This window comes from Candidatus Nanosynsacchari sp. TM7_ANC_38.39_G1_1 (assembly GCF_004138385.1).
The window spans coordinates 1-21,813 of record NZ_PQNZ01000007.1; the positions used below are offsets into that span (position 1 = coordinate 1).

General features: G+C 46.8%; 21 protein-coding genes and 1 tRNA gene. 20 read left to right on the forward strand and 2 right to left on the reverse strand.

Features of this window, described 5'->3' with window-relative positions; all coding sequences use genetic code 11:
• The 10 genes from G1ANC_RS00920 to G1ANC_RS00965 form a co-directional block, all read left to right on the forward strand.
• A partial coding sequence (locus G1ANC_RS00920; protein ID WP_164997951.1) for an ABC transporter permease occupies positions 1-1,079 on the forward strand: 1,079 nt, incomplete at its 5' end.
• Positions 1,080-1,089: 10 nt separating this feature from the next.
• Positions 1,090-1,788, forward strand: a complete 699-nt coding sequence (locus G1ANC_RS00925) for an ABC transporter ATP-binding protein (protein ID WP_129693163.1) — start codon at positions 1,090-1,092, stop codon at positions 1,786-1,788.
• Positions 1,778-2,125, forward strand: a complete 348-nt coding sequence (locus G1ANC_RS00930; protein WP_129693164.1) for a PadR family transcriptional regulator — start codon at positions 1,778-1,780, stop codon at positions 2,123-2,125. Before G1ANC_RS00925 ends, G1ANC_RS00930 begins: the two co-directional genes overlap by 11 nt.
• Positions 2,122-3,420 (forward strand): PspC domain-containing protein, encoded by a 1,299-nt coding sequence (locus G1ANC_RS00935; RefSeq protein ID WP_129693165.1) that lies wholly within the window; start codon positions 2,122-2,124, stop codon positions 3,418-3,420. Before G1ANC_RS00930 ends, G1ANC_RS00935 begins: the two co-directional genes overlap by 4 nt.
• Before the next feature lie 43 nt (positions 3,421-3,463).
• Entirely contained in the window at positions 3,464-4,318 is an 855-nt protein-coding gene (locus G1ANC_RS00940; RefSeq protein ID WP_129693166.1) for a dolichyl-phosphate beta-glucosyltransferase, read from the forward strand.
• Positions 4,319-4,336: 18 nt separating this feature from the next.
• Positions 4,337-4,915 (forward strand): glycosyltransferase family 39 protein, encoded by a 579-nt coding sequence (locus G1ANC_RS00945; RefSeq protein WP_129693167.1) that lies wholly within the window; start codon positions 4,337-4,339, stop codon positions 4,913-4,915.
• A gap of 147 nt (positions 4,916-5,062) precedes the next feature.
• On the forward strand, positions 5,063-6,181 hold the full coding sequence (locus G1ANC_RS00950) for a hypothetical protein (RefSeq protein ID WP_129693168.1): 1,119 nt from the start codon (positions 5,063-5,065) through the stop codon (positions 6,179-6,181).
• 58 nt (positions 6,182-6,239) lie between these two features.
• Positions 6,240-6,497: an ArsR family transcriptional regulator gene (locus G1ANC_RS00955; protein ID WP_164997952.1), complete on the forward strand. Its 258-nt coding sequence runs from the start codon at positions 6,240-6,242 to the stop codon at positions 6,495-6,497.
• Between the two features lie 33 nt (positions 6,498-6,530).
• Positions 6,531-7,220: a response regulator transcription factor gene (locus G1ANC_RS00960; protein WP_129693170.1), complete on the forward strand. Its 690-nt coding sequence runs from the start codon at positions 6,531-6,533 to the stop codon at positions 7,218-7,220.
• Positions 7,217-8,230: a cell wall metabolism sensor histidine kinase WalK gene (locus G1ANC_RS00965; RefSeq protein ID WP_129693171.1), complete on the forward strand. Its 1,014-nt coding sequence runs from the start codon at positions 7,217-7,219 to the stop codon at positions 8,228-8,230. The genes G1ANC_RS00960 and G1ANC_RS00965 overlap by 4 nt, the downstream gene beginning before the upstream one ends.
• A 116-nt stretch (positions 8,231-8,346) precedes the next feature.
• Here G1ANC_RS00965 and G1ANC_RS00970 read toward each other — a convergent pair whose 3' ends face one another.
• The gene (locus G1ANC_RS00970) at positions 8,347-9,096 is read right to left on the reverse strand and encodes a thioredoxin domain-containing protein (RefSeq protein WP_129693172.1); all 750 of its coding nucleotides are present in this window, start codon (positions 9,094-9,096) and stop codon (positions 8,347-8,349) included.
• Positions 9,097-9,175: 79 nt separating this feature from the next.
• On the opposite strand from G1ANC_RS00970, the gene G1ANC_RS00975 reads away from it, so the two are divergent.
• From G1ANC_RS00975 to G1ANC_RS00985, 3 genes are read left to right on the forward strand one after another with little or no spacing between them, the layout of a single operon-like run.
• Positions 9,176-10,195, forward strand: coding sequence for a CBS domain-containing protein (locus tag G1ANC_RS00975; RefSeq protein WP_129693173.1), 1,020 nt, complete (start codon positions 9,176-9,178; stop codon positions 10,193-10,195).
• A gap of 56 nt (positions 10,196-10,251) precedes the next feature.
• Positions 10,252-11,367, forward strand: coding sequence for a molecular chaperone DnaJ (dnaJ, locus tag G1ANC_RS00980; RefSeq protein WP_129693174.1), 1,116 nt, complete (start codon positions 10,252-10,254; stop codon positions 11,365-11,367).
• A 53-nt stretch (positions 11,368-11,420) separates the two neighbouring features.
• The gene (locus tag G1ANC_RS00985; RefSeq protein WP_129693175.1) at positions 11,421-11,909 is read left to right on the forward strand and encodes a hypothetical protein; all 489 of its coding nucleotides are present in this window, start codon (positions 11,421-11,423) and stop codon (positions 11,907-11,909) included.
• 55 nt (positions 11,910-11,964) lie between these two features.
• On the opposite strand, the gene G1ANC_RS00990 is transcribed toward G1ANC_RS00985, so the two are convergent.
• Positions 11,965-12,041 (reverse strand) — tRNA-Lys (locus G1ANC_RS00990).
• Positions 12,042-12,100: 59 nt separating this feature from the next.
• On the opposite strand from G1ANC_RS00990, the gene G1ANC_RS00995 reads away from it, so the two are divergent.
• The 7 genes from G1ANC_RS00995 (at position 12,101) to G1ANC_RS01025 (ending at position 21,707) form a co-directional block, all read left to right on the forward strand.
• Positions 12,101-13,540 carry a ComEC/Rec2 family competence protein gene (locus tag G1ANC_RS00995; RefSeq protein WP_129693176.1) on the forward strand — a complete coding sequence of 480 codons (1,440 nt, stop codon included), beginning with the start codon at positions 12,101-12,103 and terminating at the stop codon, positions 13,538-13,540.
• Positions 13,541-13,599: 59 nt separating this feature from the next.
• Positions 13,600-14,325 (forward strand): YebC/PmpR family DNA-binding transcriptional regulator, encoded by a 726-nt coding sequence (locus G1ANC_RS01000; RefSeq protein ID WP_129693177.1) that lies wholly within the window; start codon positions 13,600-13,602, stop codon positions 14,323-14,325.
• Between the two features lie 68 nt (positions 14,326-14,393).
• Positions 14,394-16,235: a hypothetical protein gene (locus tag G1ANC_RS01005; protein WP_129693178.1), complete on the forward strand. Its 1,842-nt coding sequence runs from the start codon at positions 14,394-14,396 to the stop codon at positions 16,233-16,235.
• 11 nt (positions 16,236-16,246) lie between these two features.
• The gene (gene ruvC / locus G1ANC_RS01010) at positions 16,247-16,726 is read left to right on the forward strand and encodes a crossover junction endodeoxyribonuclease RuvC (protein ID WP_129693179.1); all 480 of its coding nucleotides are present in this window, start codon (positions 16,247-16,249) and stop codon (positions 16,724-16,726) included.
• 19 nt (positions 16,727-16,745) lie between these two features.
• Positions 16,746-19,268: a transglycosylase domain-containing protein gene (locus G1ANC_RS01015; protein ID WP_129693180.1), complete on the forward strand. Its 2,523-nt coding sequence runs from the start codon at positions 16,746-16,748 to the stop codon at positions 19,266-19,268.
• A 6-nt stretch (positions 19,269-19,274) separates the two neighbouring features.
• Positions 19,275-19,853 (forward strand): Holliday junction branch migration protein RuvA, encoded by a 579-nt coding sequence (ruvA, locus tag G1ANC_RS01020; protein ID WP_129693181.1) that lies wholly within the window; start codon positions 19,275-19,277, stop codon positions 19,851-19,853.
• Between the two features lie 54 nt (positions 19,854-19,907).
• Positions 19,908-21,707 carry a DUF262 domain-containing protein gene (locus G1ANC_RS01025; RefSeq protein ID WP_129693182.1) on the forward strand — a complete coding sequence of 600 codons (1,800 nt, stop codon included), beginning with the start codon at positions 19,908-19,910 and terminating at the stop codon, positions 21,705-21,707.
• Positions 21,708-21,813 lie beyond the last annotated feature (106 nt).

The following is a 21,813-nucleotide window of genomic DNA, read 5'->3' on the forward strand; positions in this document are numbered from 1 at the left end:
AAGAACTGCCAGAGTACAATACGTCGGAAGAGACTGGCGAAGAACAGCTGGATAAACAAAAGGTAGCGCGTCGTAGCAAGTATTCAATGAGCGATGCTGATATTACTAAACTTCGAAAAATTTCGCATGTACAAACGGTTACTCCGGCGTATTCAACTGCCGGCGTGGCGTATGTTCAGAGTTCGGGCAATGATAAGAAATTTGCCTTGGAAGTAGCAGTAAAGGCTGATAAAACGCGGGCAGAATTGGCGGCGGGTAAGCTGAACAATTTCATGCCAAAGCCGGGCGAAATTATCATCCCGAATGATTATGTTAAGCAACTGGGCTTCAAGGACGCGCAGTCGGCGATTGGACAGACGATTACGTTGGGTTTGCGTAGTGCGGAGCAGAGCGGCGAGGTTGCTAAGGAGATGTCGCTGAAAATTACTGCGGTTGACAAAGAGTCGGATACGATTTTGTATTATCAGCCAACACTGAGGATTTCGACTGCTGACGCTAAAGAAATTTACGAATTTAGCCACGACAAAAGCCAGCCGAACGAATATTCGACGGCACTGGTGTCGGTTGATGATGAGAAAAATATCGATGCGGTGAAGGACGAAATTAGCAAAGATTACAGCGCCTACTCAATTCAGGATGTACGCAAAACGCTGCTCACCATGGTCAACGCGGCGCAAGCGGCGCTGGCAGGATTTGGTGGCTTGGCGCTGCTGGCCAGTGTATTCGGGATTATTAACACTATGTATATTTCGGTGCTGGAGCGAACCAGCCAAATCGGGCTGATGAAGGCGCTGGGAATGAGCGGCCGCGATATCGGTAAATTATTCCGCTACGAAGCGGCGTGGGTTGGTTTGCTGGGCGGCTTGATTGGCGTGGGCTTGGCGAGCTTGGTGACGCTGCTGAATCCAGTGATTGCCAGTGCGCTGAAGTTAAGCACGGGGACGAACTTGCTGGTGATTAATCCGCTGCACATTGGTTTGCTGGTGATTGGTCTGGTGGCGATGGCGGTTATTTCCGGCTGGCTACCGAGCCGCAAAGCAACAAAGCTAGACCCAATTGAGGCATTAAGGACGGAATAGGAGAAATATCATGATTGAACTAAAAAATGTGACGAAGATTTATGGCAAAAAGAAGAATCAATTTATGGCGCTGAAAAATGTCAGCTTAACAATTCCGACAGGAGCAAGCGTAGCCATCTTAGGAAAATCTGGCTCAGGAAAATCGACACTAATGCACGCTATCTCGGGGTTGGATAAGCCACAGAAGGGTCAAGTGATTATCGATGGGCAAGATATTTTGCAGCTGAAGCCAAAGCGTGTCGATGAGTTTCGCGCCAAGAAAATCGGCTTTATCTTTCAGAGCTTTTTTGTCCAAGGCAATGAAAGTGTGGTTGATAATGTCAGTTTGCCGCTGGAAATTGCGCGGCTGCCGCGGAAAAAACGAGCACATAAAATTAATGCAGCGCTTAAAGCAGTGGATTTGTACGACAAGCGCAAAAACCGCGCTAAGGACCTATCGGGCGGGCAGAAGCAGCGCTTGGCGATTGCCCGGGCGATTGTCGGCGATCCGCAAATCATCTTTGCCGACGAGCCGACCGGCAACTTGGACAGCGAAACTGGCGCCAAGGTGGAAGAATTGCTATTTGGATATAATAAGCAAAAGGGTGTAACATTGATTGTAGTGACACACGATGCCGACCTAGCGAAAAAATGCGATTATCAGGTTATAATTAAAGACGGGCGGGTTGAGAAATCGACCGTGCCAGAGGAGAGAAAACATGGACGTTAGTGCTTACGCTGAAAGCTTGGCGATTCAGCTGCGCAAAGGATTTTTGGTCTACTGTGTGCTGCTAGTTTGTGCTAAACAACCGCAATATACCGGCGACATTGTGAAGCAATTGAGCGAGTCGGAGCTGATGGTGGTTGAGGGGACAATTTATCCGCTGCTCAGCCGCCTGCAAAAATACGGCTATCTCAAGCACGAATGGCAGGAAAGCGAGCAAGGTCCGCCGCGCAAATATTATTCGCTGACTGACAATGGCAAGCAATTGGTGGATGAATTGAAAGATCGGATAAAACTGTTAAATAATTCGCTGAAAAATCTCGAGAAAGGAGCAAAGCGATGAAAGAAATAACCAGAATCCATTTGGCGAAAACGCCGTTTAGCGCGGAGATTGATGCCAAAAAATCATTGGAGAAATATCTTAATTTAATTCAGAAAAACATGCATGCCGAGCCGGAAGCCATGCAAGAAATTGAAGCGCGAATGGTAGAGCTTTTGGCGGAGCGCGGCGTGGCAAAGGACGGCGTGATTGGCAACGATGATGTTCTGGCAATTCAGAAACAGATGGGCGAGCCGCGCGATTTTTCGGACGGTAGCGACAATGCGGAGACAGATGTTGACGTAGATGACGAGGTATTGGGCAATTCGTCTAAGCAGCTAATGCGCGATACTGAACATGGTTTGATCGGCGGCGTGTGTGCTGGCGTAGCAGCTTATTTTGGCGTTAATCCGTTGTGGATACGCTTGATCGCTATCTTTTCGCCGTTTATAACGTTTGGCACGGCGGTACTGATTTACATCGTGATGTGGTTGTCGATTCCTGAAGCGCGGACGGCTTCGGACAAGCTGCGGATGCGCGGCGAGCCGGTAACACTGGACGCGCTCAAACGCTTGTCAGTTGACGATAGCACTGAAAAGCAGACAGCAAGCACCGCTGCCAAGATTTTCCGCTTTTTGCTGGGAATTATACTGGCGCTGATAGCGTTTGGACTGCTGGTGGCGCTGCTGGTCGGCGGCGTGTTTGGCTTTGGCGCAGTGGCAGCGTTGAACGGATTTACCGCGCAAAGCTGGGCGTGGGGATTGCTATGCTGCTTGGTTTTGGGCGGCGCAGTTTTGTTCACCTTGACGTTGCTGGCTACCTGGAGCGTCTTCACTTGGAAGCTGAAACGTCCGGCGATTATGGCAATGCTGGGTCTATTGATGGCTGGCGCGGTTTGTTTGTCGGGCGTGGCGATTTTCAGCGCTAATACTTATTCGAATCTGACTTACGATTATGAGAGAACTTTAAAAGTTAAAACTATTGATGCCTCAGAAGTTGCTGCCGGCGCTAAAAGTATAGTAGTTGATGGCAACGGTGAATATGTTGCGATGGAATACGGCGGCTATGCCGAAAAGACTCGATTGGAAGTAAAATATCACGACACGCAATATTCTAAAACACCGGAAGTAAAATTGCGCCGCGACGGCGACAAACTCGTAGTTAATGTAAAAAGCCAGATAGACGAGACGTGTAGTCATCGCGGTTTCACGGAGTCTATGCGCTGCCGCTACATGTACGGCCCGGTTTCCGTCAGGGTTTACGGCCCGGTGGATTTGCTGGCGCCCGGCCGCAACAATACGTTTGATTATAACGATTAAAACTTTAAGCAACTTTTCATGACACGCCTATACAGTAGCGCTCATGAAAGCAGCTACAATTACTCAACCCTTGGCGTTGGCGGCTCCGGCAGTCGACGACCAAATTTTGCGACCGCTTAATCCGCGGATATTGACGGTTGATATCGTATTGCCAGTTCTTAGCGAAGCTCATGTGCTTGAGCGGTCGGTTACCAAACTGTATAAATATCTTGCTAGCAATCTGCCGTATAGATGGTGTATCGTTATTGCCGATAATGGTAGCACCGACGGTACAGCGGCAATTGCTCGCCGGCTAGCCGAGAGATATCCAGAGATACGCTTGCTGCAATTGCCAGAAAAAGGCCGCGGCCGGGCTCTTAAACAGGCTTGGATGAGTAGCAAGGCGGACATTCTAGCCTATATGGATATTGATTTGTCGACGAATCTTGACAGTTTTGAACCGATGATTGCGCCACTGATTACTGGCGATGCTGGACTAGCGACCGGTTCGTGGCTGATGAAACAATCGCGAACGACGCGCGGCTTCAAGCGCGAGTTTATCTCACGCTGCTACAATCGAATTATTCGCACTACCATGAAGACTAAATTTGTTGATGCGCAGTGCGGTTTCAAAGCGCTACGTCGCGATGTAGCGCAAAAGCTGCTGCCGTACATTAAGGACACGGCTTGGTTTTTCGATACTGAGTTGCTAGTCAAAGCTGAGTATAACGGCTATAAAATCCACGAGGGACCAGTAGAATGGATTGAAGATACTGATTCTCGGGTTGATGTTGTTAAAACAGCAACAGAGGATATTAAGGGTTTGTCGCGAGTGCGCCAAGAATATGGTCAGTCGAGTTTCGGCGAGATGGCAGCATTCGGCGGTTTGCTGCTTTTCACGGCGATATTTTATCTGTAGCATTTGACCATTAATGGCATGGCTAATAGTTATTATGCGGCAGCTGCGCAAGCGGCAAGTATTAACTGGACGGCATGGCTATTTGGCAGTCTGGATGCTGCCAATTTTGTTAGCGTTGATAAGCCGCCGATTAGTATGATGATTATGGGGTTGTTTGGCAGATTGTTTGGCTTCTCATCTTGGAGTATGCTGTTACCGCATGCACTAGCGGGAATCGTGACGGTGGCGCTAGTTTATCTGGTGGTCAGACGTTGGTATGGTGCTCGTGCCGGATTGATTGCTGGAATCGTAATGGCGATGACGCCGGCGGCAGCACTGATGTTTCGTTTTAATAATCCGGATAGCTTTTTGACGCTCTTTTTGACGGCTAGCGCTTACGCATTCTTGCGATCATTTGAAGGCAAACGGCCAGTGCTATGGTTGAGTATAGCTGGACTATTTACCGGGCTTGCTTTTAATACTAAAATGTTACAAGGCTTGCTTTTGTTGCCGATAATGACAATCATTTACATTAGCTTTGCACGCTCAAAATTCACTACCAGAATGTGGCATCTCAGCGTAGCTGGCATAGTGACAATCGTATCGACGCTTTGGTGAAGCGTTTTGGTGTAGCTGACGCCAGCGGTAAATCGACCTTGGGTTGGTAGCACGAGCAACAATAGCATATGGAGTTTGATATTCGGTTATAACGGTTTTGGGAGACTGTTGGGTAATGGTGGTGGTCCTGGAGGCCGGATAGGCGGTATGATGCAAATGGGTGCGCAGACTGCTAGTCAAACCGCTTCGCCATCAGCGCAAGCAATGATGCCGCCGATTGGTATGATGGGCGGCAGTTTTGGTGCGGGTGGTCATGGCAACGGTCCCGGCGGTGTTGGCTTTGGCGGCGAGACTGGCGTGCTGCGTATATTTAATGAGAGCTTTGGGCCGAACATTGCTTGGCTAATTCCGGTAGCCTTGATTAGCGCTGGGTTAGTAATCTGGCTGTTACGCCGAGCACCGCGACATAATAAGGAGCGCATCGGTGTATTATTGTGGCTGGGTTGGCTGCTGATGCATATAGTAATTTTCAGCATGACCAGCGGCATTATTCATCCGTATTACGTTGTAGCTATGGCGCTGGCGGTAGCAGCGCTGGTCGGTATCGGGGCGCCATATATATGGCAAGCTTACACGCGCCGCACCAAAGTAGCCTGGATACTGCTGCTGAGTATTGCGCTAACGACAATTCTTAGCATTATTATGCTCGGCTATAGCAACTATTGGCCTTGGCTGATGTGGCTAGTGATGATTGCCGGTGGTGTAGCAACTATTTTGACGCTGCTGCCGTTATCACAGACGAAACGGCTTAAACAAATTATTCTTGGCTTAGCGATTACTGCTGGTATGGCGGCACCGATTGTCTTTAGCGTTAGCACGGTAGCTACAGCGCATAGCGGCAGTATTCCAACGGCTGGTCCAGGCGCTTCAGCGATGAGCAATACAAATAATGAGTTGGCGCGAGCTGAATCGACACTCGCCTCGTTTTTGCTAGAAAACCGTCATGGCACGATATGGCTGGCGGCAGTTAATAGCGCTAACGAATCGGCGCCGATTCAATTATCAAGCGGTCAGCCAGTTATGGCCATCGGCGGCTTCAATGGTAGTGACTCGACGTTGACGCTATCGCAATTCAAACAGCTTGTTAAACAAGGTAAAGTTCGCTATTACGTAGTAAATAGCAGACAAGGGAAATCTGGCGGCCCCAGCGGTATGAGTGGACCAGGTGGTAACTCTGAAATCTTATTATGGGTGAAAAGCGTTGGTAGCAAAGTTGATTACGGCGGTACGCAATATACAGTTTATGATCTTGCGGTGGCTGCTTAAGAATACTTTAAGCTCAACCGCGCATACTGTCATTACAAACCTAAACAAAGGAGTGAATATGACCAAAAATTTGAATTTGACAACTGATGAAGCGCTTGTTTTGCAGCAGATTAGCGAGAGTGGCGAGGAAGACCTGACAGGGCTAACCGAAAGCTTGCAAATGAGCCGTCCGAAATTGATGACACAGCTGAGTCGCCTCAAAAACAAAGGTTTAATCAAAATTAAAACGACCGCTGGCGATTGGTGGATTTCGATGAGCCGCCGCGGCAAGCAGACGACTCACTACTTGTGGCCAGAAATGTCCTTAAATTACTAAACCATTAAACAAAAGAAAGGTTATAATAAAATTATGAAGATTTTGGTTGTTGACGACGAGAAACGAATTGCCAAGTCGATCAAGCAAGGACTCGAAATGGACGGCTACGCGGTTGATATTGAGCATGATGGCGAGGATGGCTACAATGCAGCGCGGGCTGATGATTACGATCTCATCATTCTCGACGTGATGATGCCGATTATGAATGGTTTTGAAGTCGCCAAAAAGCTGCGTGCTGACGGTAATAAAACGCCAATCTTGATGTTGACAGCCAAAGATCAGAATAAAGATATTGTGGAAGGCTTGGATAGCGGTGCCGACGACTATTTGCCGAAGCCGTTTAGCTTCGAGGTTCTCGGCGCTCGCGTTCGGGCATTGCTGAGGCGGCCGCAGGATGTACTTGATAACATTTTGACAGTGCGTGATCTTGAACTTGATGTCGCTAATCACACTGCTAAACGGGCTGGTAAATATATCAAACTATCTAACAAAGAATTTGCCATTCTTGAATATTTGCTGCGCAACAAGAACCAAATTCTTAGTAAGCAAAACATCATGACGCACGTTTGGGACTTTGATGCCGATATTTTGCCGAATAATGTTGAAGTTTTTATTAACTATTTACGCAACAAAATTGATAAGCCTTTTCCAGGCACTGATCCGATTATCCAAACGGTACGAGGGTTTGGGTACATCGTTAAGGACGAGATTAGAAAAGCATGAAAAATGTTGGTCAACGTGCCGTTGTTCGCTTAGCGGGGACCTATTTGGCGATCATCATGTCTATGTCGGTCGCCTTTAGTTTGATAATTTATGGACTATCAAGCCAAGAATTTCATCGCCGGCCGCCAAATGATCAGCAAGCAACTTCTACGATTCGTTCCGCCGAGCCAGGTACGGTTATTTCAATTCATAGCTATCTTGATACGCGTGAAGATGAAGCGATGGCGGCGATTCGCCTAAACTTGCTGCTGGCAAATTTGACGGTGTTTTTGATAGGTGGACTAATCAGCTATCTGCTAGCTCAGCATACGCTGCAGCCAATCGAGGATAACATGGCGGCGCAATCGCGTTTTGTCAGCGATGCTAGCCACGAACTACGCACGCCGTTGACCGCACTACTGGCAGCTAATGAGGTAGCGTCGATGAATCCGAAGTTGACTCTTAAGCAGGCTAAGCAGGTCATTGCTGATAATGTCGATGATGTTAAGCGTTTACAAAAATTAACTAACTCAATGTTAGGATTGCTCAAAGAAGATAAGCCCAAGATTCAGAAAGACAAAGTTGGTCTGCAGCCAGTGATTACTCGGGCGATGAACCTAGTAGTAAATCAGGCGCTGGCAAAAGATATCGCTATCGATGATAAAACTAAAAATTTTTTGCTGCTTGGCGATCGACAAAGTTTAGAACAGCTTTTCACGATTTTGCTAGACAATGCTATTAAATATAGTAACAAAGGCGGTACCATTATTATTTCTAGCAGCAAAAAGGGTAAGCACGTCAGCGTTGCTGTAGCGGACGCTGGTATTGGCATGAGCGACGAAGTAAAGTCGCAGATTTTTACGCGATTTTATAGGGCCGAAGAGTCGCGTACTACTGCTGGATACGGCTTAGGCTTGTCAATTGCCGAGCGGATTATTAAGGCGCATGGCGGACGAATTAACGTCGATAGCGAACAGAATGTTGGTTCAACTTTTACAGTCATTCTTCCTGCATACAACAAGAAAAAATAATTATTTTTTAAAAGCGCTTTTAATTGCTTATTGCTATATTATTGATCGATGCTAATTTAACGAAATAGATCAATAGATGTCATCTAAAAGTATGCCAAATACAGCGTAAATGATAGCTAGTAATTAATTCCAGCAGATTTCATTGCCGGCTGGATAACAAACTTTTCAAAATTATCAGCATTAGCCCAGACATAACTAGCATTAGTATCGGTGTTTGTGCCGCTAACTAGCTTACCGTTAAGGACTTTTTGGCTGCCGACATCTTTGCCGTTAATGTACATAGCTGGCGTGCCGCCAACGCTGTCCTTTTTGCCGAGCGCCATGTCGTAATCAATTTTTTTACGGATATTTGGATTTTCGAGATCAGCCTTGAATTTTTCTATATTCAAGCCCTTGATGTCGGAAGCTAACTTCACAAAGTTTTCGGTACGAGTTGACCCAGATAACTCTACCCAGCTAGCTCGATTTTCGAAAAGCGAGTTGTGCATTTCCCAGTACTTACCTTGCAGTCCAGCTGATTCGGCAGCAGCCGCCGCGGCCAGCGCGTTCGGGTGCGCGCTAGTTAGCGGATAGTTGCGGAAGATAAACCCGATCTTGTCTTTGTACTTTTCAATGACTTTTTTGGTGACTGGGTAAGATGAATTGCAGCCTGGACATTGAAAATCGGCATATTCAACTAATAGCACTTTGCTGTTGGCGTTACCATAAACATGCTCGCTAATATTGCCGCTTTCGCTTGATGCTGGCTGCGCCTTCGTAGTATCGACACTTGAAACATCAATTTGATTGCGCTGCTGTAAAAAAATCAAGCTGCCGATCAATCCTACGCACATCGCCACAAAAATAATCCATGCCTTTTTGGTCATATTTCCTCCGCTTATTACTAGAGGCTATTATACTGCTTATGAGCTCGCCAATCAAGCGGGCTTGCGGTACAATATATGTATGCGGTTATTCTTAGCGATTTTGTTTGTGATGATTACTTTAGCGTTGATAGCGGTGACGTCAATTTCGCCGCGCCGAACAAAGCTATCAATGTACGAGTTAGAACGCCGCCGTCGTAAGGGCGACACCGCAGCGGCTGACGAATTACGGCGAATACTACTGCTTGATGATATTGTATCGCTGCGTAAGGCAACCGAAGCTCTACTACTGGTTCTGGCGGTATTATCGGCAGTATCGGCGTTTGGTTTTTTTATCGGCGTAGCTATTAGCGTGATGACGTCTTTAGCATATAGTAGAATTGCTCATTTTGACTGGTTGGTTCAGATGGTTGATGGATATTATCGGCGGATAGAGCCAAGATTGCTGACTTTCGTCGAGCGGCATCCGCGCTTGGGGCAAGTTTTGCGCAGTGTTAACGTGCAGAATGAGCCGAATATTCTTAGCTCGCGGGAAGAACTTGAGCATTTGATACGCGAATCATCGGGAATATTGTCGCTTGAAGAGAAAAAATTAATCAATAATGCCCTGCATTTTCATGAAAAAACCGTCGAAGAGGTAATGACGCCGCGCGGCGTAATGAATACAGTAGCTAAGGAAGATGTGATTGGGCCGTTGCTGCTTGATGAACTGCATAAGACTGGTCATAGCCGCTTCCCGGTGACTGACGGTGATATTGACCATATTGTTGGTATTCTGCATATTCGTAGCTTACTGACGCTTGATAACGGTAAGAAAACTAGCCGCGTTGAAACGGCGATGGACAAGAAGATTTACTTTATCAACCAAAACCAGAAGCTGGAGCGCGCTTTGTCGGCCTTTATCAAGACGCGGCATCATATGTTTATTGTTGTTAATGATTATCGCGAGACAGCGGGTATTCTAACGCTCGAGGATGCGCTAGAGGCGTTGCTTGGCCGTAAAATCCTCGATGAATTTGATGTAGTTGACGATTTGCGCGTGCTAGCGGCGCGTAATCCGAACAAAAATAATAAGAGTCCATCGGCTACTGACGTCAAATAAGTTAGTAATTTTAGCACTCTTGCACTTCGAGTGCTAACGCGCTATACTATAGCAATATGGCAAAGCGCGACTATTATGAAGTACTAGGTATCAGCAAAAACGCCTCTGAAGACGAAGTCAAGAAAGCTTTTCGTAAGCTGGCTGTCAAGTATCACCCCGACAAAGAAGGCGGCAGCGAAGAGAAATTCAAAGAGATTAACGAAGCTTACGAAGTTCTCAAAGACAAGCAAAAACGCCAACGTTACGACCAGTTCGGTCATGCTGGCGTAGGCGGTTCTGGCGGCGGTGCTGGTTACAGCGGTAATCCTTTTGAAGGTTTTGGCGGTTTCGGCCAAGGTCAAAATATTAATTTCGATTTTGGCGAAGGCTTGGGCGATATTTTCAGTCAGTTTTTTGGCGGGCCGTCTGGGCAATCGCGCCGCAATAGCCGGCCGCGTGGGCGCGACGTTGAAACGCGTGTTACTTTGACTTTCGAAGAAGCGGTGTTTGGTAAAGATGTCGAGATTGCGTTAATGATTAATGACGAGTGTGAGCATTGTCACGGTACGACCGTCGAGCCGGGTTTCGAGATGAAAACTTGTCCAGATTGCCAAGGGGCTGGCCAGCGTGTCCGCACAATGAACACTATGTTTGGCCCGATCCAACAAGCGGTAGTTTGCGAAACCTGTAAAGGCCGCGGTAAAATACCCGAGAAAGAATGCACAGTTTGCCACGGCTCTGGCGTGCAGCGGCGCGAGCAGAAAATCACTGTCAAAATTCCAGCAGGTATTGATGACGGTTCGACAATTCGTTTGCGCGAGCGCGGTGAAGCGATTGCCGACGGCGACCGTGGTGATTTATACATCAATATTCGCGTTAAAGCGCATAAGAAGTTTACCCGCGAGGGCGATTTGATTCTTAGCCAAGAACATATCGGTATGGTTGATGCGGCACTCGGTACTGAAATTGACGTTGAGACAGTCGACGGCATAATTACCATGAAGGTACCGGCCGGTACGCAGTCGGGTACTGATTTTAAATTGTCTGGCCATGGCGTGCCATACCCGCGCAGCGAACGGCGCGGCGCCCATATCGTTAGCATTATTGTCGATACACCGACTAAACTGTCTAAAAAGCAGCGTGAACTGTTAGAGCAATTCGAAGCCTCTAAAAAACGCGGTATTTTCTCGTGAGACACAGGCTTTTAACTTGCCATCGTACATAGACGACATGATAAAATAAAAGCATGACTTTTACTATCGTTCTAGCAATAGTCTTTGGTGTGTTGTTTTTGTTGGCATATATGACGCGCCGGCGATTCGGCGTATTGACGCTAGCGCTAGCAGCTGGTTCAATCTTGGCTGATTTATGGAGTAGCGAGGCAACGCCATACGTTGCTAATCTCGGCATTGTCATTATCCGTCCGCCGTTAGTAGATGTAGTAGCGGTGATATTAACTCTAGCACCTTCACTGATATTATTATTCAGCGGGCCGGCGGCTAGTAACAAATTTCAGCGAATTGGCGGGTCAGTGATATTTGCAGTGTTAGCTGTGGTATTAATGTTTGAGCCGCTAGAAAATGCGCTAGTGGTTGATGAGTTCGGCAAGCAAATCGTCAGCCGTATTAATGCGTCTTATGCCATTATCGTGACGGTGTGCCTGGTGCTGTCGATAATTGATGTATTGCAAACTCATGTGCGGCGCAACGAGTCAAAAAAGAAGAGCAAAGAATAAAGACGGTTAAAAAATAAAAGACCTTCACACTGAAAAGGTCTTCTTATTCTTGAAATGGAGGGCCCAGTGAGGCTTGAACTCACGACACCCTGCTTAAAAGGCAGGTGCTCTAACCAACTGAGCTATGGGCCCGAGTAAATCTTACTATACAGTTTGCGGCGAGTCGTGTCAAGCTATGCTACTATCGAAATATGAGATGGTTGGGCGAGCGGCTTCATCCAATGTGGCATATTGCCGCTTTATGCTACGGGCTAGTTAGCGGTGTGGTATTGGCGCAATGGTGGAGTGGGGCTAGCTGGTGGCTAATTATTGCGTCCATTCCGCTGATTAGTTTAGTTTTTTGGCAGCGGCGGCGGATTTTGTTAATTTTAACGCTAGGCGCAGGGCTGTTGATCGGACTGGCTCGCGGCTCTAGCGATCAAGCGCAGTTACAGTTATATAAACCGTTGTATGGTCAGTCGGTGCGATTAACTGGAATAGTGCGGGATGACGCAGATAACGTAGCTGGTAGTACTAGACTGCAAATAACTTATATCAAAATGGGCGAGACGTCTTTGCCTGGCCAAATTTGGTTGTCGCTGCGCGGTAATCCAGCAATTAAACGCGGTGATGAACTTGCTTTGCGCGGTGTATTGAAGCCAGGTTTTGGCAATTTCGCGGCAGTATTAGCAAAAGCGAAGCTTGACAATATCAAGCGAACAGCTGGCGGCGATCCAGCGCTAGAGCTGCGCGATACTTTTGCTGATGGCGTACATAAAGCGGTTGATGATCCAGGAGCTAGCTTAGGGATTGGCTTTTTATTAGGCAAGAAAAGCATGCTGCCAGAGGATTTGCTAGAGGCTTTGAAGGTTGCTGGTCTGACGCATATCATTGTAGCGAGCGGTTACAATTTAACAATTCTGGTACGTTTGGCGCGGCGGCTATTCGCAAAAATATCAAAATATTTAGCGATGCTGGTTAGCTGCAGCTTGGTGCTGGGTTTTATTGCCATGACTGGCGCTAGTCCAAGTATGGTGCGTGCCGGGCTTGTTACTGGGCTAAGTTTGTTAGCATGGTATGTCGGCCGAAAGTTTCATCCAGTTGTTTTGCTGGGGCTAGTATCGGCAATAACGGTATTGTGCAATCCGAGTTATGCTTGGGGCGACATGGGTTGGATGCTAAGTTTTGCGGCGTTTGCTGGCGTAATTATTGTGGCGCCAGTGTTGACGGCTTATTTCTTCTCGACTGATAAAGTCCCAGCTATCATTCAAATTCTGCTAGAAACATTAGCGGCACAGCTGGTAACTGCGCCGATTATCATGGCAGCCTTTGGGCAGTTGAGCGTGGTTTCGTTGTTGGCGAATATCCTGGTTGGTCCGTTTATACCGTTGGCGATGTTGCTAACATCAATAGGTGGCGTTAGCGGATTGATCGTTCCAACGATAGCGCACATCATTGGCTGGCCAGCGCAGATAATGCTCGACGCGATGATTGCGGTAGTGAATTGGTGCGCCGAGCAATCTTGGGCTGCAGTTGAGCTGCAAATACCGTGGTGGATAGCGGTGCTATGGTACGGTTTGACAATTGCGGCAGTGTGGTTCATGAAATGGCGTAGCGGCTATCGACTGCGCGACGCTTCGATAGTGACATAACAGGGCTCATTTGCTATTATATAAGTAAGCATTTATCAATAAACTAACGAGGAGTAGTCATGTCAGGACATAGTAAATGGGCGACAACACATCGTCAAAAAGCTGTTGTTGATGCTAAACGCGGTGCGATTTTCACTAAAATTGGCAACCAGATCGCTATCGCAGCGCGGGCTGGCACTGACCCTACAATGAACTCTAGCCTAGCAATGGCTATCGAAAAAGCTAAGGCGGCAAATATGCCGGCTGCCAATATTCAGCGGGCGATCGACCGGGTTGCCGACAAAAATTCAGCGGCGCTAGAAGAAATTACTTACGAAGGTTATGGCCCTGGCGGCGTAGGGATTATCATTGAAACAGCCACCGATAACCGCAATCGAACTTTGCCAGAGGTGAAATTGGCTTTAACTAAAAACGGCGGTTCAATGGCTGATGCTGGCAGCGTGATGTTTCAATTTGACCGCAAAGGGGTTATTCGGGTGGCGGCAAGCGGCGAAGAAGCATTGTTGCAAGTACTTGACGCAGGCGCCGAAGATGCTGTTGAGGCTGATGGTAAACTAATTGTCTATACTGGCATGAAAGATTTAGCGAGCGTTCGCAAAGCGTTGCTCGATGCAGGTATGACCATCGAGGAAGCCGAGTTGCAGTACATTGCCAAAAATGACGTGCCTATCAGCGATGCTGAAACCGCTCGCAAAGTAATAAAAATTATTGACGCGCTCGACGATCTTGATGATGTGGTAAACGTTTATACGAATGCCGATATTACTGTTGATATTAACGATTAGTTGACTTTTAAGCTTACCTTCATGTAGATTATAAGTATACATGGTATTTATAATTGCTAGGAGGCCTGATGCGATGTCTAAAACTCGTCATTTTGATAGCAACTATAACTCTTCAGCCAGTATTTTCAGGGTTGGCAGCGGCAGATGCTGTATCGACGGCGGCTGTTTCGCCAGATAACACGCTAAGCATTGCGAACGAAAACAATAGCGAGAATTTACCAACCACTAAACAAGAGGAAAAACTCGGTAAGTCTAACGAGCCGCTAATTAATAAAGAAAACTCTAATTCACTGCCAGCTGCGAACGATGGGAAGACACTCCCGCGGCAGACTGCTGAAAACAAAACCGCTGCCAAGCCTGCTGAAATCCCGCCGTCGGTCCCGTCAAACTCTACTAATGCCAGCGAAACTGTAGATAAAACGACAACATTGCCGTCACCGTTGTTAGCAAAAAATGATGTTGTAGTCTCGGCGTTTAAAACTGATCCAAAATACGGCTATACGGCGATAGAACTTTACAATACTAGTGATGAATTTTTCGATCTAGGGCAGATGTCGCTAGAACTACGTTACGCAACAGCGGAAGCTGATTTTGTTTGTAATGCTAAATTGCGAGATTATCTGCGGCCAAAGAGTTATTTAACGCTGTACAACCCGAACTTGTCGCATGCGGATGATGCATTGCTTTTAGCGGGCTGTCCGGCTCCGAATAGCGATGCTTTGTATGACAAAGAAATAAATGTTTATCAAGCTGGCCAGCTGGTTGAGGCGGTTCGAATTAACAACACCGATCTAGGCAAGTATCAAAATGATATTTGGGAGCGTAAAGGCTGGAGTAAGTCTTATCGAACTGGTGTCTTTAAAACTGATTTTCGTAAACGAGCGACTGGCAATATGATATCAAGTGATTTGTACCGTTTGCCGTCGACGCCAACTTTACAGATTCTAGAAATTTTACCGAATCCAGCAGATTGTGCTACGGCCGACCCGAACCTTGCCTGCTATAGCTACATCAAGGTTAAAAATGTTGGTCAAAGCCCAATAGACTTATCACTCTACCGCTTGTGCAGCGGCAACCAAGAGGTGTCAGATTCTACTGATAGCCTTTCGAAGCTATCAGGCGCAGTTCTGCCAGGCAAAATCTTTCTTATATCGGGGAAGACGCTGCATCTTGACAAGACATCCGGAACAGTGTGGTTGCAAGATGCCAACGGGTTAACTACCTATAAGAACGGCGTGATACCGTATGAGAAAGCTGATAGTGCTAGCAACAAAGGGCGATCTTGGGCGTATGATGCTAAAACTGCGACTTGGCGCTGGGCGACGCCGAGTCCAGGTAGCGAGGGCAATGATTTTACGCCTAAACTTAATTATGGCAAGGGTAGCCTGAAAGCGTTGTCGGCTAAACCAAAAATAAAAATATTGAAACCATGCCGCGATGACCAATATCGCAGCGAAGAGACTGGCCGCTGCCGCAATATTGTTCAGAACAAGAAAAAAACCGTTGTCTTGAAACCTTGCAAAGAAGGCCAATATCGCAGCGAGGAGACCGGACGTTGTCGTTCAATTGCCAAGGCGGCTGCAGCGGTTCTGAAGCCGTGTAAAGAGGGCCAATTCCGTAACCCAGAAACTGGCCGCTGCAAGAAGATTGCTTCTGTTGACGATCTACCCAAACCGTGTAAAGCAGGCTGGGAGCGCAATCCTTCAACTGGACGCTGCCGCAAAATCAAGAAAGCTAGTAATACATTAGCGGCTTATCCAGTGCAGCCAGTAACAGTCCAGCAAACTAATCCAGCAGTGTGGTGGACAATTGGCGGACTGGCCTTGGCGGGTGTTGGTTATGGTGTCTGGGAATGGCGCGTTGAAATTAAGCGCGGCTTGAGAAAAGCTATTCGATTTGGCAGGAAGTGATCCATACCAGCATGCGAATTATCGGAATTGACCCTGGTACAGGTATTCTCGGATTTGGCGTAATTGATGTCAACGGCGGTAGAATGAGGCTGGTTACGGCTGGAGTGATCACTACGCCAGCACACACGCCATTGCCAGATCGCCTTGAAGAGATCTACTCAGGATTAACCGATATTATTAAAGAGACACGGCCAGATGCTATGTCGGTTGAGAAGTTGTTTTTTACTAAGAATATTACGACAGCAATCAGTGTCGCCGAGGCGCGCGGCGTAGCAATATTGACAGGCCGCCAAGCGAAATTGCCAATTCACGAATATACGCCGAATGAAATCAAAAAATCAATCACTGGTTATGGTGCCGCCAAAAAGCCGCAAATTCAAGAAATGGTGCGTATTCAGCTAGGGTTGCAAGAGGTGCCGAAGCCTGATGATTGCGCTGATGCATTGGCGGCAGCTTTAACGCATGCGTTTATGAGTCGTATTGAAGCGTAAGGTGATATAATGGTAGGTGATGCAGATACAAAAGCAACCGCCGCGTTTATCGCGCTACGCTAACATAGGTCGTAAGAAATCTCCAGTTCGTAAGGTTCATCGCCAGCCGACGGGTAAGTTCGGTAAACTAGTCGCTTGGTGGCAAGGATTGTCGCTCAAGCAGAAGGTTGCCGTTGTTGGCGGTCCTATTCTAGCAATTATGATTATCATACCAGTGGTAACATACATCATGCTGGCTAATGATATCCGCGACGTTGAACGTTTGATGAACCGTAATAATACCGGAATCGTTCTAAAAGACAGAAATGGTAAGACTTTTTATAGTATTGGTCGGGCTGAGAAACGCAATATCGTGAAACTCGACCAGATATCTGATCATATGAAGAATGCTTTGTTGGCGAGCGAGGACAAGGATTTTTATAAACATGGCGGATTTAATCTTTTTAGCATTGCTAGGGCGGCAGTGACGCGGCATGGCGGCGGCTCGACCATCACTCAGCAATTGGTCAAGAATACCTTGCTAAGCGACGAGCATAGTTTGATGCGTAAATATCAAGAGTTCTTCATGTCGATTGCTGTCGAGCAAAACTATTCCAAAGACGAGATTCTCGACATGTATCTAAATTCGGTTTATTTTGGTGAAAACGCTTTTGGTATAGAGGATGCGGCTAAGACTTATTTCAATAAAACACCGAAAGAACTAACTCTGGCAGAAAGCGCTATGCTGGTTGGCGTATTGCCGGCACCGAGCAGCTACTCGCCGATTAGTGGTAGTGCTGAATATGCTAAAGAACGGCAAAAAACAGTGCTCAGTCGAATGGTAAAAGAGGGCTACGTCACCGAAGCGCAAAAAACAGAGGCTTTAGCCCAACAATTGGCCTATGCACCGCCGTCAACGCAGAATGATAGCGTGGCGCCGCATTTTGCTGAAATGGTGGTGGCTGAGCTCAGCGATAAATATAGCTCTAAAAAAGGCGGCTACGAAAAAGATGGTTACGAAAAAGTTATGCGTTCTGGTTATCAAGTCACAACGACGCTAGATATTGATATGCAGAATACCCTCAAAGACAACATTAACAAGCAAATGAGGCATATTAACCGAATGGGCGGCTCTAATGCCAGCGGAGTTGTCGTTGATCCAACGACTGGTGAAGTTCGAGCTTTGGTTGGCAGTGCCGATTATAATAATGAAAAATGGGGCAAGGTTAACATGGTAACGACTAGGCGCCAGCCAGGTTCTAGCTTCAAGCCGATTTATTACGCAGCAGCATTGGCAGACGGCGTGATTACGCCAGCGACTATTTTGCAAGATAAAGTTAAGGATTTCGGCGGCGGCTATGTGCCGCGCGATGCTGATAAAAATGAAGCTAGCCGTGGCGGTAGTGCTACGGTGCGCCAAGCGCTTAACTGGTCGCTTAATATCCCGAGCGTTGAGGTTATGCAGAAATACGGCATTTCTCGTTCAGTAACAGCTGCTAACAGTATGGGCATTTCCTCTATTAAGAAGGGCGATCACGGCTTATCGTTGGCGCTTGGTTCAGCCGAGGCATCTTTGCAGGATATGGTGCATGCTTATACTGCTTTCGCTAATGGCGGCAAGCAATATGATATTACTAAAATTACTCAGATTGACGATAAATACGCTAAAACAATCTACAAACACGAGGGCAAGCCTAAGCAAGTTATTAGCGCTCAGGGGGCTTACCTAATCTCAGATATTCTTAGCGACAGGACAACTCGCGCACGCATCTTTGGTTCGTCAATTACGGTTAACGGTAATCATACTGTTGCTGTTAAAACTGGTACCACCAACGACAACCGCGATGCTTGGACGATTGGCTATAATCCGCAATACGTTGTTGGTGTTTGGGTTGGCAATAATGATAACTCTGCTATGATTAGCGGTGGTAGCGACATGGCTGGGCCGATTTGGAAGAGTACGATGACGTCGCTATTGTCAGGCAAGCCAGATGTTAAATTCACTCTGCCGAGCGGTATCGTTCAGCGCGCTGTCTGTAAGGACAAGGGCGGCTTGGCGGCGAAAGCTGGCGCTAATACTTATAATGAATACTTTATGAGCGGTGCTTTACCGACTGAATCGTGTAATTCCGAGCCAACTAAAGTATCTGTTTGTAACCTCTCTACCGGCAAGGTCGAAACTATCGATGAGGATAAGTTTGACTCGACGAAATATTCAAAAGATACTGCTAATTGTAAGGCGCCGACGATTACCGTTTGCAACCTCTCTACCGGCAAGGTTGAAACTATTGACGAAGCTAGCTTTAACTCGACAAAATACTCGAAAGACACTGCTAACTGTAAAAGCACAAATGCTAAAGTTGCAGCCTGTGATCTCAAGACAGGCTCAGTGGTTATGGTCGATAAAAGTAAAATCGACGGCGTGAACTACAGTAAAGATACTAGCAATTGTGCGGCTGCTGGCGGAAACGATAATAGTGGCGGCAGCTCAGGCGATTCTGGCGGTAGCAATAATGGCGGCAATAATAGTAATAATCCTGGCGGTAACGCTACGTCGCCATAGCTGATTATGATAGCTCATCTTTCTGGTGTGATCGCTGAAAAGTTTGGCGCGGGCAGCGTCGTGATTGACGTTCACGGCGTCGGTTACGAAGTTAGCGTGTCGGCTGGTGATTTTGAGGCGGTGGCGCTGAATCAAGACGTCAAGTTTTATACCTACCACCATGTGCGCGAGCAGGCGGAAGAGTTGTTTGGTTTTTCTAGTTTGGCTGCAAAAAAGCTGTTTGAAATGCTGATTACTGTTCAGGGCGTCGGTCCGAAGGTGGCGCTAGCGATTCTCAGCCTGGGCGATGCGGAACAGGTACGCAACGCCATTGCCAACGCTGACAGTGCTTTTGTGCAAAAAGCTGCTGGTATTGGCAAAAAAACTGCCGAGCGGGTGGTGGTTGATCTGAGCGATAAGGTTGGCTTGCCAGCGCATTACGGTCGAGCGGACACCCCGGTCCAAACTGAATTGAATACTTCTGACGAAGCTTTAGAAGCGCTGATGGCGCTAGGCTATACCTTGGCTGACGCCACTAAGGCTCTGGAAAATGTTGATACTAATCTGCCGACGGCGCAACGGGTGACGATGGCGTTGAAAAGCTGATAGACAATGAAGGTATTCGTAAACATTTTGCTTGTGCGATATAATTAGATAGTCATGGAAGATACAAAATTCTCTCTTAATCAAACGCCGATTAGTACGATTTTGGCTTGGGTGGAAAGCGGTGCTATTGCCATTCCAGAGATTCAGCGGCCGTTTGTATGGACGAGCACTCAGGTGCGAGATTTGATGGATTCGCTATATCAAGGCTATCCAGTCGGCTATATCATTACTTGGCAAAATCCAGACGTAAAACTCAAAGACGGCTCAACTTCGCAGGGCAAGCGAATTTTGATTGACGGCCAGCAGCGGATTGCGGCATTGAGAGCGGCAATCAGCGGTCTGAATGTTTTTGATAAGAAATACAAGAAGCGCCGGATTGCCATATCGTTTAATCCTCTAACCGAGGAGTTTCGCACACGTACTAGCTCGACTGAACGAGGCAAGGAATGGATTAGTGATATTGCCGAGGTGATGGTCAACGGTTATGATACGCTGACGTTTGTCGACGAATATGTTGCCAGAAACCCAGGAACAACCCGCCAAGAGATTAACTCGCGACTGAATCGCCTTATCCAGATCAAAAATAAACAAATTGGCGAAATTCAGCTTAGTCCGTCGCTGGATATAAATATAGTCAATGAAATATTTGTGCGGATTAATGCCAGCGGCGTCAATCTCAGTAATGCCGATTTTGCCATGAGCAAGATTGCTGTGTACGAAAAGGATCCGGGCGATGAAATGGGTATGAGGTTGCGCAAATTTATTGATTATTTTGCGCATCTATCGGCTGCTCCGGATCAATTCAAAGACATAGCGCAGAATGATACTGAATTCGCTAAAACAGATTATTTTGCAAAGATTGCTTGGCTCAAAAATGAGACAGACGATTTGTATGATCCAACATACAATGACATTATCCGAGTTGTTGGATTGACACAGTTTGCCCGAGGCAAGCTTGGCGATGTGGTGTCGCTACTTTCGGGGCGTAATTTTGAAACGCGGCAGGACGAAAAAGAGATCGCTGACCTGTCATTTCAAAAACTAGAAAAAGGCTTACACCAATTTACCAATGAAAACAAATTCAAACAATTTGTACAGAATATTTTGCGCGGTAGCGGCTATGATGAACCAAATATGCTGATTGCGCGCAATGCGGTTAATTATGCGTACGCGATGTATTTGCGGCTGTTAGACATCGGCGAAAACCATGCTGACGCCAATTCGCTGGTGCGGCGGTTGTTAGCAATTTCGCTGATGACGGGTCGGCATTCTGGCAGTTTTGAAACGCAATTTGAACAAGATATCAAACGAATCCAATCTGCTGGTGATATGGCAAAATTTATTGCAACGCTTGAAGAGCAAGAATTATCAGATGTTTTTTGGAATTCAACTCTGGTGGACGAATTCGATAAGCCGACGACCAATAATCCGTTTTGGCACATGTTTATCGCGGCGCAGAATAAACTGTTGAAGCAGAGTTTTTTATCAAAGAACAACATTGCGCGCGATTTAGCAACCGACGATATTCATCATATTTTTCCGAAGAATTATTTAGTTAAACACGGGTATGATAAATCAAAATATAATCGGATTGCTAATTTTGTGCATCTTCGTAATGATATAAATATCTCAGTTAGTGATTTAGCGCCGCGCGAATATTTAGGCGATATACTATCCGGAGGGAATAATCACCATAGTGATATCGTTAACGAAGCCGAGATGATAAACAACTTTGAAGACAACGCTATCCCAAAAATATTATTGCAAGCCGAGGTCGATGATTATGATGAATTCTTGCGGCAGCGGCAAGTGCTAATGGCAGAGATGGTAAGAGAGTACTACAAGACTTTGTGACGGCACTGAGCTACGTCTTGGAGATTGTCAGAAAATAGAAGAGTGGATGCTAATCTACCGACAGCGCAGCGGGCAACTGAGGCGCTGAAAACATAGGCTATATAAT

Bases quoted from the DNA above. Each gene is read 5' to 3' on its own strand.
- G1ANC_RS00945 (WP_129693167.1), top strand. From the start codon at position 4,337: ATGGCTAATAGTTATTATGCGGCAGCTGCGCAAGCGGCAAGTATTAAC.
- G1ANC_RS00960 (WP_129693170.1), top strand. From the start codon at position 6,531: ATGAAGATTTTGGTTGTTGACGACGAGAAACGAATTGCCAAGTCGATC.
- G1ANC_RS00970 (WP_129693172.1), bottom strand. From the start codon at position 9,096: ATGACCAAAAAGGCATGGATTATTTTTGTGGCGATGTGCGTAGGATTG.
- G1ANC_RS01005 (WP_129693178.1), top strand. From the start codon at position 14,394: ATGCGATGTCTAAAACTCGTCATTTTGATAGCAACTATAACTCTTCAG.
- G1ANC_RS00925 (WP_129693163.1), top strand. From the start codon at position 1,090: ATGATTGAACTAAAAAATGTGACGAAGATTTATGGCAAAAAGAAGAAT.
- ruvA (WP_129693181.1), top strand. From the start codon at position 19,275: ATGATAGCTCATCTTTCTGGTGTGATCGCTGAAAAGTTTGGCGCGGGC.
- G1ANC_RS00965 (WP_129693171.1), top strand. From the start codon at position 7,217: ATGAAAAATGTTGGTCAACGTGCCGTTGTTCGCTTAGCGGGGACCTAT.
- G1ANC_RS01015 (WP_129693180.1), top strand. From the start codon at position 16,746: ATGCAGATACAAAAGCAACCGCCGCGTTTATCGCGCTACGCTAACATA.
- G1ANC_RS00940 (WP_129693166.1), top strand. From the start codon at position 3,464: ATGAAAGCAGCTACAATTACTCAACCCTTGGCGTTGGCGGCTCCGGCA.
- ruvC (WP_129693179.1), top strand. From the start codon at position 16,247: ATGCGAATTATCGGAATTGACCCTGGTACAGGTATTCTCGGATTTGGC.
- G1ANC_RS00950 (WP_129693168.1), top strand. From the start codon at position 5,063: ATGATGCAAATGGGTGCGCAGACTGCTAGTCAAACCGCTTCGCCATCA.
- G1ANC_RS00985 (WP_129693175.1), top strand. From the start codon at position 11,421: ATGACTTTTACTATCGTTCTAGCAATAGTCTTTGGTGTGTTGTTTTTG.
- G1ANC_RS01000 (WP_129693177.1), top strand. From the start codon at position 13,600: ATGTCAGGACATAGTAAATGGGCGACAACACATCGTCAAAAAGCTGTT.
- dnaJ (WP_129693174.1), top strand. From the start codon at position 10,252: ATGGCAAAGCGCGACTATTATGAAGTACTAGGTATCAGCAAAAACGCC.
- G1ANC_RS00995 (WP_129693176.1), top strand. From the start codon at position 12,101: ATGAGATGGTTGGGCGAGCGGCTTCATCCAATGTGGCATATTGCCGCT.
- G1ANC_RS01025 (WP_129693182.1), top strand. From the start codon at position 19,908: ATGGAAGATACAAAATTCTCTCTTAATCAAACGCCGATTAGTACGATT.
- G1ANC_RS00930 (WP_129693164.1), top strand. From the start codon at position 1,778: ATGGACGTTAGTGCTTACGCTGAAAGCTTGGCGATTCAGCTGCGCAAA.
- G1ANC_RS00935 (WP_129693165.1), top strand. From the start codon at position 2,122: ATGAAAGAAATAACCAGAATCCATTTGGCGAAAACGCCGTTTAGCGCG.
- G1ANC_RS00975 (WP_129693173.1), top strand. From the start codon at position 9,176: ATGCGGTTATTCTTAGCGATTTTGTTTGTGATGATTACTTTAGCGTTG.
- G1ANC_RS00955 (WP_164997952.1), top strand. From the start codon at position 6,240: ATGACCAAAAATTTGAATTTGACAACTGATGAAGCGCTTGTTTTGCAG.